At 52.4% G+C, this 14,826-nt stretch carries 16 protein-coding genes and 2 pseudogenes; 8 read left to right on the forward strand and 10 right to left on the reverse strand.

Annotation, left to right across the window (positions count from 1 at the left end):
* Together P3C52_RS11565 and P3C52_RS11570 are read left to right on the forward strand one after the other, a co-directional pair.
* A pseudogene (locus P3C52_RS11565) lies at positions 1-561 on the forward strand (ornithine decarboxylase); the annotation flags it as partial.
* Between the two features lie 241 nt (positions 562-802).
* Positions 803-1,540, forward strand: a complete 738-nt coding sequence (locus tag P3C52_RS11570; protein WP_275555145.1) for a LuxR family transcriptional regulator — start codon at positions 803-805, stop codon at positions 1,538-1,540.
* Here P3C52_RS11570 and P3C52_RS11575 read toward each other — a convergent pair.
* Positions 1,521-2,171 (reverse strand): acyl-homoserine-lactone synthase, encoded by a 651-nt coding sequence (locus P3C52_RS11575; protein ID WP_275555146.1) that lies wholly within the window; start codon positions 2,169-2,171, stop codon positions 1,521-1,523. The genes P3C52_RS11570 and P3C52_RS11575 overlap by 20 nt on opposite strands.
* A gap of 360 nt (positions 2,172-2,531) precedes the next feature.
* On the reverse strand, positions 2,532-3,140 hold the full coding sequence (locus P3C52_RS11580) for a TetR/AcrR family transcriptional regulator (RefSeq protein WP_275555147.1): 609 nt from the start codon (positions 3,138-3,140) through the stop codon (positions 2,532-2,534).
* 318 nt (positions 3,141-3,458) lie between these two features.
* On the opposite strand from P3C52_RS11580, the pseudogene P3C52_RS11585 reads away from it, so the two are divergent.
* Both P3C52_RS11585 and P3C52_RS11590 read left to right on the forward strand, forming a co-directional pair.
* Positions 3,459-4,678, forward strand: a pseudogene (locus P3C52_RS11585) (Tm-1-like ATP-binding domain-containing protein).
* A 2-nt stretch (positions 4,679-4,680) separates the two neighbouring features.
* Entirely contained in the window at positions 4,681-5,511 is an 831-nt protein-coding gene (locus P3C52_RS11590) for a phosphoenolpyruvate hydrolase family protein (RefSeq protein WP_275555148.1), read from the forward strand.
* 376 nt (positions 5,512-5,887) lie between these two features.
* Here P3C52_RS11590 and P3C52_RS11595 read toward each other — a convergent pair whose 3' ends face one another.
* Entirely contained in the window at positions 5,888-6,091 is a 204-nt protein-coding gene (locus tag P3C52_RS11595) for a hypothetical protein (RefSeq protein ID WP_275555149.1), read from the reverse strand.
* A 41-nt stretch (positions 6,092-6,132) separates the two neighbouring features.
* Between P3C52_RS11595 and P3C52_RS11600 the strand changes: the two genes are divergently transcribed.
* Positions 6,133-6,830 (forward strand): IS1 family transposase gene (locus P3C52_RS11600; protein WP_094106546.1). Its coding sequence is split into 2 segments (ribosomal slippage): positions 6,133-6,382 and positions 6,382-6,830, totalling 699 coding nucleotides; the frame shifts between segments, so codons are not numbered across the junction.
* A 295-nt stretch (positions 6,831-7,125) separates the two neighbouring features.
* Here the strand turns inward: P3C52_RS11600 and mltC are convergent.
* From mltC to mutY, 3 genes are read right to left on the reverse strand one after another with little or no spacing between them, the layout of a single operon-like run.
* The gene (mltC, locus tag P3C52_RS11605; RefSeq protein ID WP_275555150.1) at positions 7,126-8,205 is read right to left on the reverse strand and encodes a membrane-bound lytic murein transglycosylase MltC; all 1,080 of its coding nucleotides are present in this window, start codon (positions 8,203-8,205) and stop codon (positions 7,126-7,128) included.
* Positions 8,206-8,253: 48 nt separating this feature from the next.
* Positions 8,254-8,526: an oxidative damage protection protein gene (locus tag P3C52_RS11610; RefSeq protein ID WP_275555152.1), complete on the reverse strand. Its 273-nt coding sequence runs from the start codon at positions 8,524-8,526 to the stop codon at positions 8,254-8,256.
* Entirely contained in the window at positions 8,526-9,614 is a 1,089-nt protein-coding gene (gene mutY / locus P3C52_RS11615; protein WP_275555153.1) for an A/G-specific adenine glycosylase, read from the reverse strand. The genes P3C52_RS11610 and mutY overlap by 1 nt, the downstream gene beginning before the upstream one ends.
* Positions 9,615-9,768: 154 nt before the next feature.
* On the opposite strand from mutY, the gene trmB reads away from it, so the two are divergent.
* The 3 genes from trmB to P3C52_RS11630 all read left to right on the forward strand — a co-directional run bounded on the left by trmB (position 9,769) and on the right by P3C52_RS11630 (position 11,683).
* Complete coding sequence (gene trmB / locus P3C52_RS11620; RefSeq protein WP_275555154.1) at positions 9,769-10,488, forward strand: tRNA (guanosine(46)-N7)-methyltransferase TrmB; 720 nt, start codon at positions 9,769-9,771, stop codon at positions 10,486-10,488.
* The gene (locus P3C52_RS11625) at positions 10,488-10,814 is read left to right on the forward strand and encodes a YggL family protein (RefSeq protein ID WP_275555155.1); all 327 of its coding nucleotides are present in this window, start codon (positions 10,488-10,490) and stop codon (positions 10,812-10,814) included. Before trmB ends, P3C52_RS11625 begins: the two co-directional genes overlap by 1 nt.
* Before the next feature lie 155 nt (positions 10,815-10,969).
* Positions 10,970-11,683 carry a DUF2884 domain-containing protein gene (locus P3C52_RS11630; protein ID WP_275555156.1) on the forward strand — a complete coding sequence of 238 codons (714 nt, stop codon included), beginning with the start codon at positions 10,970-10,972 and terminating at the stop codon, positions 11,681-11,683.
* A gap of 109 nt (positions 11,684-11,792) precedes the next feature.
* On the opposite strand, the gene hemW is transcribed toward P3C52_RS11630, so the two are convergent.
* The 4 genes from hemW to P3C52_RS11650 are packed head-to-tail and all read right to left on the reverse strand — an operon-like array spanning position 11,793 to position 14,822.
* Positions 11,793-12,929: a radical SAM family heme chaperone HemW gene (hemW, locus tag P3C52_RS11635; protein WP_275555157.1), complete on the reverse strand. Its 1,137-nt coding sequence runs from the start codon at positions 12,927-12,929 to the stop codon at positions 11,793-11,795.
* Complete coding sequence (locus P3C52_RS11640; RefSeq protein ID WP_275555158.1) at positions 12,922-13,515, reverse strand: XTP/dITP diphosphatase; 594 nt, start codon at positions 13,513-13,515, stop codon at positions 12,922-12,924. The genes hemW and P3C52_RS11640 overlap by 8 nt, the downstream gene beginning before the upstream one ends.
* Before the next feature lie 32 nt (positions 13,516-13,547).
* Positions 13,548-14,099, reverse strand: a complete 552-nt coding sequence (locus P3C52_RS11645; protein WP_275555159.1) for a YggT family protein — start codon at positions 14,097-14,099, stop codon at positions 13,548-13,550.
* 12 nt (positions 14,100-14,111) lie between these two features.
* Positions 14,112-14,822, reverse strand: a complete 711-nt coding sequence (locus P3C52_RS11650) for a YggS family pyridoxal phosphate-dependent enzyme (protein WP_275555160.1) — start codon at positions 14,820-14,822, stop codon at positions 14,112-14,114.
* Positions 14,823-14,826 lie beyond the last annotated feature (4 nt).

Here is a 14,826-nt window from a genome sequence, read left to right on the forward strand (position 1 = left end):
GATCTGAACTCTATTCTGTTTCTGCTAACGCCTGCGGAAAGCCCGGAGAAAATGGCGCATCTGGTGGCGATGCTGGCGCGCTTTGAACAGCATATTCAGGATGATTCACCGATGAGCGAGGTACTGCCGGTGCTGTACAGTAAACACGCCGAGCGCTATCGCGGCTACAGGCTGCGTCGTCTCTGTCAGGAGATGCACGATCTTTATGTAAGCTATGGCGTAAAAGATCTCCAGAAAGCGATGTTTCGTCAGTCTGGCCTGCCGCAGGTGCGTATGAACGCACAAGATGCGAATCAGGCATTTATTCGTGGCGATGTTGAGCTGGTTGCGATTGCGCAGGCGGAAGGAAGGATTGCCGCAGAGGGCGCGCTGCCTTATCCGCCCGGCGTGCTGTGCGTGGTGCCTGGTGAAGTCTGGGGCGGGGCGGCATTACGTTATTTTCTGGCGCTGGAAGAGGGCATAAACCTGCTACCGGGTTTTTCACCAGAATTGCAGGGTGTTTATACAGAAAAGGATGAGGAAGGGGTAAAACGGTTATATGGATATATCATTACAGACTGAGGGATTATCTTGACGGCCCTTAGTTAACTGTATGATAATTTTTAGATAAATTTTCCCTGGTGTTGGCCAAATGGCAACCTGATCTAACTGGTCAGGTTTTTTTTTGCTTAAAATTTAATCTTTGTCTTTTACTTTCATACACTTTACGATGTATGTAGCATGGTTGTAAGTTAGACTTTAGTATAGGGCCCTGCGTTTGCGGGTAGATTAAGGACGATACAACGTTATTTTGAGGTTATGGATGTCACTATTTTTTCCAGAAAATCAGGCAATCATCGACACCGCACAGCATTATTTTGACAGCAAACTAAGCCAGCTGGGTGATTTAAAATACGCCTATATGGTTCTGAATAAAAAGAACCCGGCTGACATGGTGATTATTTCCAACTATCCCAAAGAGTGGGTGGAAATATATAAAGAAAATAATTACCAGCAAATCGATCCGGTGGTAATTGCTGCGTTCACGCGCATCTCGCCTTATTCCTGGGACGAGAATATCACTATTAACAGCGAGCTGAACTTCTCCAAGATTTTTAATTTATCGAAAAATTATAAAATTGTTAATGGTCATACATTTGTTTTGCATGATTATTACAATAACCTGGCTTTGCTTTCTATTTTGATGAATGAAAATCGCGTAAGCGAGACGGAAGCGATCGTTGCGCAGCACGAAGACCAATTACAGATGCTATTGATCCAGGTGCATGAGAAAATTATCTCGCTGTATAAGGAAACAGAGGATAACGCGGCCAGTAAAAAGCAGGTGAGCAAAGATATGTTTTCACCGCGTGAGAATGAGATCCTTTACTGGGCCAGCGTTGGAAAGACTTATCAAGAAATAGCGCTCATCCTGGGTATCAAAGTCAGTACCGTGAAGTTTCACATTGGTAACGTTGTTAAAAAACTGGGCGTCATGAACGCGAAACATGCCATCAGGATGGGCATCGAATTACAGCTTATTAAACCGGCTGCGGGCTAGGCTGAAAATTCAGAGGCCATTTGGCTAACTTATTGTCATCAAAAAGTTTATCCTGGTTCGATTTTTCAATCAGTATATCGCGGTTTTTATCGTCAATCGGTAAAAACACGATATATATTTTCTCTTTTTTCTCGGAAAGCGTCTGTTCTACAACTGAAATTTCCCAACCAGAACGTTTTAATATACGTAGCATGGCATGGCTGACCAGCGTATATATTCCTTCATATTTGTAATGGCGCGCATAATTTACCATCGCCAGGAAAAGCATGCTGCTGACGGGATATTGATATAGCTCAGAAGAGCGAGCGCGTTCTTTATCAACAAAGAAACGGCTTGATTCAACATAATTACCTTCAGGCAGTTTGACATTATCAAACCAGGGTGCAAAGGTATGGCTGATCATATTTGGATGGCGCGTTTCGATAAATCGCACGCTGCATAATACGTTGTCGTTATGAATACCGAAAACGTATGTCGTGTTTTCATTGTCATATTCATCAAACTCCATACCATTGATGCAGTTAACAGCCCAGTCCAGCCGATCCTTGAAGGTTTCTTTTCTCAGGATAAATAGTTCATTTGACCTTTGCTCTGATAACTTTTGGTAGTTAATATCAAGAAAATTTATCATGCTGACTCCATTTCGATGATGTTGTTTTGCATCTGAATTACAAAACTTGCGCCGGAACGGTATAACTATTCCGGTAAAATCCTGTTCTGATTTTCGCTTTTTCCGACGCGCTTGTACAGCATACATAAGAATGTGTTGTAAGTGAGAGATATTGATTTTAAAGAGAGGAGGCAGCGCACGCTTTGCGGCGGCGGGGCAATTTCAGAAGATAAAGGTGCAATATGCCTTGTCCAGTCATATATTAGCGCAGTAAAAAAGAGGGCGGCGGAAAACACTGTTTAAGAATTAACCTGGTCGTCAGCGGGTCATTAAAGGCTGCCAGAGGAAATCATGCTCCGCAGCCAGCAGACTAAGCGTACGTTATTCTCCAGCCTGCGCATCTTCCCGCGCCTGGCGCACGATGGCTTTCGCGATCCAGCGCGCCACATCCTGTAAAGCATCGTCATCACAGCCCCAAATATCCTTCATCACCAGAAAGATCTCAGAGCCATATACCAGTGATAACGCATACAACACTTTTTGCAGCAGATCGGGAGAAAGCTCGCTGCGCAATGGTTCAACAACGCGCTGCAGCGTTTGTTTACGGTTGCCGCGTACCAGCTTTTCTTTCACCAGCGGCAGATCGGTAGAACGGGTTTGCGCCCATTGCGTTAACGATAAATGGAGCGCGGCGCGCAGCGTGCCTTCATGTTGCAACATGCGCGGAAAAGCGAAGGCCAGCAGTTCATCGATGCGATCGCTAACATCCGGCTGGGTAGGCTGAAAATTTTTCATCGGACTAAGCGTTTCGGTCACGATTGCCGAAACCAGCGCGCTCTGGGTAGGAAAATAACGATACGCCGTAGCACGCGATAGCTGAGCCGCCTGTGCCACTTCCGTAATGGAAGGAAAGCTGCCGCTATCAAACATTTTCATCGCTGTTTCAATTAATAGTCTGCGCGTACGTGCGCGCGTGGACGTCATAGGCATACCCGCCTGGGTGTCCCTCTCAACCACTTTAACCCCTTGTTTACTCAAAATTGGACCGGAAGCCTGGTGTTTCGCCTGTCGCCGTTGGCACTATAGCAGAACTGGTAACATTATCAGCGAACAATTCGTTCTGTTTAATCATCAGTTTTTTCTCATTATTACTGAGACCGGCATTTCATTCGCTTGATTTAACAATCATGACGATGATACTGTTGTCTCGAACGGACAGTTTCTCATCCGCTTATCTGTAATATTTTGGTTTTTATTTCAGTTTTATCAAGTCTTTATTGGCTTTTATAACAGGAACGTTTAACGGAAATGAAAGAAGAAACCGGTTACATCTATATTGCTGCTACGGCGGATACTAAAGGAAGGGAACTGTTTTACGTTCGCGATTTGATTAGGAAAACTGGTTTGCCTGTGCGCACGGTTGATCTGTCAACACAAGGACTTAGCGCGAATTCTGCAGCAGATGTGAAGCCAGATGAAATTGCGGCTTTTCATCCAGAAGGAGCCGACGCGGTTTTCTGCGGCGATCGCGGACGCGCCATTGCGGCGATGTCGCTCGCTTTTCAGAATTACCTTAAACACGGCAGGATGTCGCCGGCATCCTTGGGTTAGGCGGTTCTGGCGGCACGGCGGTGATTACGCCAGCGATGCAGGATTTACCGGTCGGCGTGCCAAAAGTGATGGTCTCGACGATGGCCTCCGGCGATATTGCCGGCTATATCGGCGCCAGCGACATCAGCATGCTCTACTCCGTTACCGATGTGGCGGGCCTTAATCGCATTTCACGCCAGGTGCTGGGAAATGCCGCCCACCAGATTGCGGGCGCAGTGCTGTTTCAGCCGGAAGCCTGCCCTGACGACAAGCCCGCGCTGGGCTTGACCATGTTTGGCGTTACCACGCCCTGTATTCAGGCGGTAAGCCAACAGCTGGAGAATGAATTCGATTGTCTGGTTTTTCACGCGACCGGTAGCGGCGGCATGGCGATGGAAAAACTGGCGGATAGCGGCATGCTGGCGGGCGTGCTGGATCTGACGACGACAGAAGTTTGCGATCTGTTGGCTGGCGGCGTACTGGCCTGCGGCGAAACGCGCTTTGATGCGATTGCCCGCTCACAAATACCTTATGTTGTTTCCTGCGGCGCGCTGGATATGGTCAATTTCGGCCATCCGTCGAGCGTGCCGGAAAAATATGCGGACCGGCTGTTTTATCATCACAACGCCCAGGTCACGCTAATGCGCACCACACCAGGCGAAAACCGCGCGATGGCGAAGTGGATTGCCGCCAAGCTTAATCGCTGCGAAGGGGAGGTTCGGTTCCTGATTCCAGAGGGCGGTTTTTCCGCACTCGACGCGCCGGGGATGCCATTCTGGTCTCCTGAAGCGAATGAAGCGTTTATCGCTACGCTGGAAGCAGAACTGATTCCTACCGAAAAAAGAAAAATAATACGATTACCTTATAACATTAATGATGCAAAGTTTGCTGACGCTGCAGTCGAGGCGTTTCGTACTATCAACACCAGGGAGTTCTAATCATGCCTGCGTTAAACCGACAGGAATTGCTGGCGAAGTTTCGCGCGATGATCGACCGGCGTGAGCCCATCATCGGCGGCGGAGCGGGAACCGGGCTGTCCGCTAAATGCGAAGAGGCTGGCGGTATCGATCTGATCGTTATTTATAATTCAGGCCGCTACCGCATGGCAGGCCGTGGCTCGTTGGCCGGGCTGCTGGCTTACGGTAACGCCAATGAGATCGTCGTTGAGATGGCGAAAGAGGTGCTGCCGGTAGTAAAACAGACGCCGGTGCTGGCTGGCGTGAACGGCACCGATCCTTTCTGCCAGTTTGATAAATTTCTTGATGACTTAAAGGCGCTCGGCTTTTCCGGCGTACAAAACTTTCCGACGGTTGGCCTGATTGATGGTAATTTCCGCGCTAATCTGGAAGAGACCGGCATGGGATACGGGCTGGAAGTGGAATTGATCCGCCTGGCGCACCAGAAAGATATGCTGACCACGCCGTATGTTTTTAGCGAACAGGATGCTGTCGCGATGACCGAGGCGGGCGCGGATATTATCGTACCGCATATGGGATTAACCACCGGCGGCAATATCGGCGCGGAAACCGCATTGAAGCTGGAGGATTGCGTACCGCTAATTAACGCCTGGGCACAGGCGGCCAAAGCGGTACGCGAAGATATTATTGTATTGTGTCACGGCGGCCCTATCTCCACGCCGGAAGATGCACAGTTTATTATGGATAATTGCCCGCTGTGCGACGGCTTTTACGGCGCCAGCTCGATGGAACGTTTACCTACAGAAGTCGCTTTAACCAATACAACGAAGCAGTTTAAAAATATTCAGCGTTAATTTTTAGCGCCAACACCAGGGCCTTAAATACTTCCTTTAGTCAACATGCTGTTGCGCTAACGGAAGAGCAAAAAGGGTAGCCGAGCGATCGGCTACCCTTTTTTAATATTCCCACTGCACGTTAAAGCCGAGCGTTAAATTATCGGTTTGATAATGATGAGGCTTATAAAGCGGCACACCGGCAAACAGATGATAGCCCGCGCCTCAGCGTTCGCCGCGGACGCCTATAACGCCGCCAGCCATATGTTTGCCCGGTTCGCTGTTATCGGCGCAGCTAATAAGTTGGCCGTAATCAACGCCCGCATAGAGCTGATGCTGCCACTGCGGCAAATTCAGATTAACCGTGTTGCTCAGGAACCAGCCGCTATTTTGCCGGTCAGGCTATTTTCGCCATCGAAACCGCGAACGCTCCAGCGGTTACCGATGCTGAACTGATCCTGGTAATCAGCTTATCTGGCGAATATTGCAGCAGATAGCTCAGCTGTAAACCGCCCAGTTCGAAAGAAATACAGGCCTGAAGATCAAAATAGTAATAATCTGACAGCTCGCCGGTTAAGGGCTGGCTGGGTAATGCTGCCAACTTACTGATTTGGTGTATGATGGTGATTTTAAGGTGCTTGCGTGGCTTCCATTTCCATCAGATGTCCTTCCTGCTCCGCTACTGAAGGCGTGGTGCGTAACGGCAAAAGCACTGCCGGACATCAGCGCTATCTCTGCTCTCATTGCCGTAAAACATGGCAACTACAGTTCACTTACACCGCCTCTCAGCCCGGTACGCACCAGAAAATCATTGATATGGCCATGAATGGCGTCGGATGTCGCGCCAGTGCACGCATTATGGGCGTTGGCCTCAACACGGTTTTACGTCACTTAAAAAACTCAGGCCGCAGTCGGTAACCTCGCGCATACAACCGGGCAGTGATGTGATTGTCTGCGCTGAAATGGACGAACAGTGGGGCTACGTCGGTGCTAAATCACGTCAGCGCTGGCTGTTTTACGCGTATGACAGGATACGGAGGACGGTTGTGGCGCACGTCTTCGGTGAACGCACTCTGGCCACACTGGAGCGTCTTCTGAGCCTGCTGTCGGCCTTTGAGGTCGTGGTATGGATGACGGATGGCTGGCCGCTGTACGAATCACGCCTGAAGGGAAAGCTGCACGTTATCAGCAAGCGTTACACTCAGCGCATTGAGCGACATAACCTGAATCTGAGACAACATCTGGCAAGGCTGGGACGGAAGTCACTGTCGTTCTCAAAATCGGTGGAGCTGCATGACAAGGTCATCGGGCATTATCTGAACATAAAACACTATCAGTAAGTTGGAGTCATTACCGGGCTGGCTGTAGCTGTTTTTGCTGGCGTATAAATTAAGCGATCAGTAGCCGTAAGGGATTAAATACCAGAACGCGTGGTTACGGCTGCCACGTTTTTCTTTATATTCCAGCGTTTGGCCATATGAAAAATAGAACAGGTCATTCAGTGAGGTCGGGTTATCGAGATACAACGCCGCGCCGGAGAATAGAGAAATTAACTGTAGGGAAGAATCGTATTTCAGCCATATTTCAGGCAGGCAAGAAAAAAGCCAGCCGGAGAGGCTGGCCTGGGAAACATGATTAAAAGCGATGATAACTGCGCTGGGCGTTATTAACTTTATACAGATAGCGACGTGATTCGGCGGAAGGATGCCGCTTCGTCAGCGTGTCATAAACTTCGCTCGGCGACATGGCGTTAATCTGGGCGAAAGCCCGATCTTTATCGCTGGAGAAAACGCGCAACACGCTGCCTGCGCCGCCGTTGTAGGCGGTTATTACCGCATAACGACGCGAAACCGGGTTAGCAATGCCGCTCAGATAGTTATCCTGCAAAATCGACAGGTAGGCGGTGCCGGTATCGATATTGTTCTCAGGATCGAACAGATAGCTGCGGCTCGGTTTGCCCCATTTTCCTTTCATCCTGAATACGTCGAGGCCTGCGGAATGCTGAACCACCTGCATCAGCCCCAGCGCGTCGGAATGGCTGACGGCATAGGGGTTAAAGCTCGACTCAATCTGCATAATCGCCAGGATCAGCGACGCATCGACGTTATATTTCTCTGCGGCCTTACGCACGATAGGCAAATATTTATGGGCGCGCTTGTCGAGATGGTTCGGCACCATCGGGATGGTCACCGACCAGATCACATGCAGACCCGAAACGCGGCGCTGCAGCTTATTCTGGATCAGGTAGTCAGCAAAGCTGGCGGCACGTCCCTGCCAGCGGATAGGCTGGCCGGTGTTATCCAGCACCTGGCCATAGAGCAGCGGCTCCTTGCTCAGCTGCACATCGTTGGCGTCCGAATAGAGATCGACGTTGCCCGGATCCTCACCGATCAGCAAGGTGGTAATAATCGCCTGACGCAGGCTGGCGGTCGGATCGGTGCCTGAAATGGTCTCAATGGTGATTGAGCCCTTTTCAAAGTTGATATGGCTGCGGGTGTAATAGCTGTCGCTGTACTTAACGTAGTCTTTTGGACCCGCGATCAGGACTTCATTGATACCCCAGATATTCTCGATGTTATGAGCAAACTGGCCCATCAAAATGTCAAAGCCGTTGGTATCTTTTACCCATTCCTCATGAAAAACTTCTTTTTTACTTCCTGAACAGGAAACCAACAGCGGCGCTATCACTAGCAAGGCAATAAATTTTTTTTTCATCGTATCTGTGCTGAACCCAAAACAGGGGCCTCAAGTGAGGCCCAAATGTTATTTCTCTGGTGGGGTATAACCTTCGATGTGGACATCTTTGCCTTCGAACAGGAAATTAACCATCTCCTTCTCCAGCACTTTGCGATCTTCCGGGTTCATCATGTTGAGCTTTTTCTCGTTAATCAACATGGTCTGTTTGCTCATCCACTGTGACCAGGCTTCTTTCGAGATCTCATTGTAGATGCGTTTGCCCAGTTCGCCTGGGTAGAGCTGAAAGTCCTGGCCTTCAGCTTCGCGTTGCAGAAATGTACAGAAAATTGTGCGGCTCATTACTCTTCCTCTTCATTAACGCGCATGTGCAGCGCTATTTGCTGGGGATGCCGCAATTCTTGCAGCAGGCGTTCAACCGGTGCGGCTAAGCCCACGGCCGGTGGTTGCGCTAAGTTATACCAGAGACCCGCGTCTTCATCCATCGCCGCGCCTGAGGATGGCAGCTCCAGCCACATTGGCACAATATCCAGGTGGAAATGGCTAAAAGTATGACGAAAAGCAGTCAGCTGTTGTAGCGACGCGTTGGCGATGCCGCGGGCTTTTAATCCGTCGCGTAATTCTTCTTCGCTGGCGAACTGCGGAAAACAAAACAGACCGCCCCACAGCCCGACCGGCGGCCGTTGCTCCAGCCAGACCTTGTCGCCACGCTGCATCAGCAGCATATAGCCGACACGCTCCGGCAGGATCTGTTTCGGCTTTTTACCGGGATAGCTGGCCCAGCTGCCTTCAGCGTAAGCAATACAGCCATTATTTAGCGGGCAGATCTCACATTTAGGTTTAGAGCGCGTGCAAACCAGCGCGCCGAGATCCATCATCGCCTGATTAAACTGGCTGACGCCTGCCGCGGGCGTCACCTCTTCGGCAATCTGCCAGAGGCGTTTTTCCACCTCTTTTTTCCCCGGCCAGCCGCCGACCGCATAGCAGCGCGCCAGCACCCGTTTCACATTGCCGTCCAGAATCGGATAGTGCTGGCCCAGCGCCAGCGACACTACCGCGCCCGCGGTAGAGCGGCCGACGCCGGGCAGAGCGGCGACTTCATCGAAGGTTTGTGGAAACTCACCCTGATGGCGCTCGGCAATAGTCTGCGCCGCCTTATGTAAGTTGCGCGCGCGGGCGTAATAACCCAGGCCGGTCCACAGATGAAGCACTTCATCCAGCGGCGCTGCGGCCAGATCGTTGACCGTCGGAAAGCGCGCCATAAAGCGTTCAAAATAGGGGATAACGGTGGTGACCTGGGTTTGTTGCAGCATGACTTCGGAGAGCCAAACCTTATAAGGCGTTTTGGCCAGTTGCCACGGCAGGGTTTTACGTCCGAAGCGCTGATACCAGTCCAGCACCTGCTGCGCGAACTGTTGCGCTTGCATCATAAGAAGGAAAATTTCCGTTATTGCTCTACACTCAGGCAGGCATTCCAGCATAGACATTGCGTGGAGTAAACCGGAACTTTGCAAGTGCTTGCTTCTGTCCGGTAACTTTGCATAATGCCCGTTTTCCTGAATATGCAGACAGGCAGGCAACGACATGATTAATGACGTCATCACACCGGAATTTGATGAAAACGGGCGCCCTTTGCGTCGTATCCGCAGCTTTGTGCGTCGTCAGGGCCGCCTGACAAAAGGTCAGCAGCAGGCGCTTGATACCTTATGGCCGGTTATGGGCGTGGAATATCAGGCGGAGCCGGTGGATCTGGTGGCGTTATTTGGCCGTGAGGCGCCGGTGGTGCTGGAGATTGGTTTCGGCATGGGCGCATCGCTGGTGGCGATGGCCAGCGCGAATCCAGAGCAGAACTTCCTTGGCATTGAGGTACATGCGCCGGGCGTTGGTGCCTGTCTCGGATCGGCCCAGGAAGCCGAACTCAGCAATCTGCGCGTGATGTGCCACGATGCGGTCGAGGTGCTGGAGAAAATGATCCCGGATAACTCGCTGCGCATGGTACAGCTCTTTTTCCCCGATCCCTGGCATAAAGCGCGCCACAACAAGCGTCGCATCGTGCAGGTACCATTTGCCGAGCTGGTACTGCGCAAGCTGAAGCTGGGCGGCGTGTTCCATATGGCGACCGACTGGCAGGGATATGCAGAACATATGCTGGAAGTGATGAGCAGCGTGGAAGGTTATCAAAACCAGTCAGCAACCGGTGATTATGTACCGCGCCCGGAAACCCGGCCATTAACGAAATTTGAGCAGCGCGGGCAGCGACTGGGCCACGGCGTATGGGATTTAATGTTTGAGAGGGTGAAATAATGGCAACACAGCGTAGCCGCCGTTTACGTAAGAAACTGCATATTGACGAGTTTCAGGAGCTGGGCTTTTCCGTTGCCTGGACTTTCCCGCAGGGTACGGCGCCAGAAGAGATTGACGCCGTCGTTGATGCCTTTATTAATGAAGTAATCGAGCCGAACGGCCTGGCGTTTGACGGCAGCGGTTATCTGCAGTGGGAAGGCCTGGTTTGTCTGCAGAAGATCGGTAAATGCAGCGATGAACACCGCGAACTGGTACGCCAGTGGCTGGAAGGGCGCAACATGGAAGCGGTTAAGGTCACGGAACTCTTTGATGTTTGGTGGGACTAAACCTTAAGCTAACGCACGCCAAAGACTCCTGGTCAGCGCGCGTTTATACGATAGCTATCAGCTCCTCAGGGCGCGGCAGATACCGCCAGCGCCTGTTTTTTGCCTTTGTAAGCGAGAAGGGCAAAACTTCCCATAACGAATCCAGGGAGTATTTTATGATGCGTAAAGCGCTGACGGTGGCACTTCTTCTGGCGGCGGTGCAGGCGCACGCGGCTTATGAATGTGCGGTAAAACCGCAGGATGATGTGGTGATTACGCCGCAATCGGTACAGGTGGTGGGCGCCAGCGGAAATCTGGTGATCTCGCCCAAAGGCGATCTACAGTACAACGGTAAGTCAGTTCAGGTTGATAATGCGACACGTCAGAAGGCGCTTGATTATCAGGCGGCGCTGCGTCGCGATCTGCCGTGGGTCGATCAGGGCGCCACACAGCGGCTGGAGAAAGGCCGGATCGCACTGGATAAAGTGATCGTTGAAAAGCTGGGCGCCGACAGCAATGTACGCAATCGACTGACCACGCTGGACGAGCAGCTGAAGCAGCAGATGAACCGTATTATCGAACACCGCAGCGACGGTTTAACCTTTCATCATCAGGCAATCGATCAGGTACGCGCCGACGGTGAGCGCCTGGTGCAAAGCAGCCTGGGCGGCGTGGTGCAGGATAGCCTGAATGAAATGGGCACGAAGCAGGCCGGACAGGGCAGCAATCCGTTGCAGGCGATTATGGGTAACCTGGGCGGTTTGCAGCAGGCGATTCAGGCGGAGTGGAGCAATCAGGAACAGGATTTCCAGAACTTTGGCCGTGAAGTCTGTAATCGCGTCACCACGCTGGAAAACCAGCGTAAAACCGTGCTGGCAGGCATAAAATAAGCAGCGCCCCTGGCGGAGAGTCCGTCAGGGGCGGTTTTCTTAACAGCCTTAATAAGCGCAACATATATTGCTTTTAAAGGCGTCTGACACGTTATTTCAGCTAAAGGCCTTATTCCGCCAGGAACAGTTCTAACAGAGAGTTAAGGAACAGCTTTCCTTTCTCCGTTACCTGCCAGTATTCCGGCGTCTCCGTCAAATAACCCTTTTCTAACGCACTATCTAACGGCGCGCGAATTATCGCTTCAGTCAGACCGGTATAGCGGGTAAAGTCGCGGCGCGGCGCGGGTTCCAGCAGACGGAAGCGGTTCATAAAGAACTCGAACGGTTTATCCGCATCCGCCACATCGTGCTGCTTATCCAGATAATTGCCTGCCATAAAGCCGCGCGGATGACGCGTTTTTACGGTACGCACAATGCGGCCATCCGGCTGTGTAAGCTTGCCGTGCGCGCCGCAGCCGATGCCGAGATAGTCGCCGAAACGCCAGTAGTTAAGGTTATGCTCGCAGCGATAGCCAGGTTTGGCATAGGCGGACGTTTCATACTGCTGGTAGCCCGCCGCCGTTAACAGCTGATGGCCCTGTTCAAAAATATCCCACAGCGCATCATCATCCGGTAGCACCGGCGGACGCGAAGCGAACAGCGTATTTGGCTCGATGGTGAGCTGATACCAGGAAAGATGCGGCGGATTCAGCGCAATTGCCTGACGCAAATCGTCCAGCGCCTCGGTAAGCGACTGATCCGGCAGGCCGTGCATCAAATCCAGATTAAAGCTGCGCAGGCCAAGTCCGGCGGCTAACTGCGCGGCGCGCTTCGCCTCTTCCGGGCCGTGAATGCGTCCCAGGCGTTGAAGTTTCAGCGGACTGAAACTCTGCACGCCAATAGAGATGCGGTTAATCCCGGCCTGCTGATAGGCGCTAAAGCGATCCGCTTCTACCGTGCCAGGATTGGCTTCCATGGTAATTTCCGCACCGGATGCCAGCGGCAGGCGCGCCCGCACGCCGTCCAGCAATTGCTGCATTGCGGTGCTGCTTAACAGGCTGGGCGTGCCGCCGCCGATAAAGATCGTCGCGACTTCGCGCCCGCTGGTCAGCGGCAGATCGCGCTCCAGATCGGCCAGCAGATGATTGACATATTCCTCATGCGGCACTTCGCCTTTCAGGGCATGCGAGTTGAAATCGCAGTAAGGGCATTTCTGCACGCACCACGGAATATGAATATAAAGGCTGAGCGGCGGAAGGTTAGCCATTACGCATCGCTTCCAGCAGCAGCGCCAGCGCCTGGCCGCGATGGGAGACGGCGATTTTCTCCGCTTTGCTTAACTCGGCGGCGGTTTTACCCAGCGTCGGGACATAAAAGATCGGATCGTAGCCGAAGCCGCCCGCACCGGCAGGCGCGCGAATAATTTCACCAGCCCAGCTGCCATGGCAAACCAACGGCGTTGGATCGGCCGCATGGCGCAGATAAACCAGCACGCAGTGGAACTGCGCCTGACGCTTGCCTTCCGGGACATCTTTCAGCGTAACCAGTAGCTTCTCCAGATTCTGCTGGTCGCTGGCCTCCAGACCGGCATAGCGCGCCGAATAGATGCCCGGCGCGCCGCCGAGCGCATCCACCGCCAGCCCGGAATCGTCGGCAATCGCCGGCAGGCCGGTGACCTGCGCGGCATGACGCGCTTTCAGAATGGCATTTTCGATAAAGGTTAAGCCGGTTTCCTCAACGGAGCCGACGCCTAAATCGGTTTGTGCCACCACATTCAGGCCAAAGTCAGCCAGCAGGTCGGCCAGTTCGCGCACTTTGCCGGGATTACCGGTGGCGAGGACAACTTTTTGCATATCAGTTCCAGAACTCTTTACGACACTAAAAATTACAGCTGCGCCCAGCCGGGAATGAAATCCATACCCAGGAAGTTCAGCATATAGAGGATCAGAATCACCACCATCGCGGAGAAATCGATACCGCCCATGGCAGGCAGAAAACGGCGAACCGGCGCCATCAGCGGCTCGGTCAGCTGAATCAGCACATAATCAACCGGGTTGCGGCCCTGGCTAATCCAGCTCATCAGCGAGCGAACAATAATTACCCAAAACACCAGCACGCCCGCCGCTTTAACCAGCGAAACCAGGCCAAAATAGAGGAACACCGGATCGAACAGAAATACGGTGCTTTGCAGGGCGAAAACCACAGTGAACATCAGCACACTCAGGACGTACGCCAGCAGCAGCGAAGCGGTATCTATGGGGCCAATGGAGGGGATAACGCGGCGCAGCGGTTTGATTACCGGCTGGGTAATTTTGACCACAAACTGGGAAAACGGGTTATAGAAATCGCATCTTGCCCACTGCATCCAGATGCGCAGCAACAACACTTTCACGTACAGATTAATCAGCGTCGTTACCAGAAAAGTCAACGTCAGCATGAGGTTCCTCAATTATTGTTGTGGGGGAGTGGCGCCGTAATCGCGCGCGCCGAAAATGGCGGTGCCGATACGAACCATGGTACTGCCTGCCGCGATCGCGGCCTCCATATCGTCGCTCATTCCCAGAGAAAGTGTATCGACGGATGGGTAATGCTTTTTCAGCGAGGCTAGCAGGTCTGCCATCTCCTGACAGACCGCCAGCTGACGCTGATAATCTTTTTCCGGCGCCGGAATCGCCATCAGCCCACGCAGTTGCAGGTTGGGCAACGCGGCGACCGCCTGCGCCAGCTCCGGCAGGGCATCCGGCATAATGCCAGATTTACTGTTTTCGTCGCTGATATTTACCTGGATAAGCACATTTAGCGGCGGCAGATGCGCCGGACGCTGATCGTTCAGGCGCGTAGCGATACGCAGGCGGTCTACCGTATGACACCAGGCGAAATGCTCAGCGACCAGACGGCTCTTATTGGATTGCAGCGGGCCGATAAAGTGCCACTCCGGTTGATAAGCGCCCGCCAGCGTCAGAATTTTGTCCACGCCTTCCTGTACATAGTTTTCACCAAAGGCAAGTTGTCCTGCCTGCAGCGCTTCTGCGACATCGCTCGCAGGTTTGGTTTTACTGACGGCAAGCAGCGTAATTTCTTCTGGAGAGCGGCCGCAACGTGCCGCCGCCGCTGCGATTCGCTGGCGAACTTCCTGTAAGTTGTGCTGAATTGAAGTCATAGTC

The organism is Mixta sp. Marseille-Q2659, from assembly GCF_940807255.1.
Lineage (GTDB): Bacteria > Pseudomonadota > Gammaproteobacteria > Enterobacterales > Enterobacteriaceae > Mixta.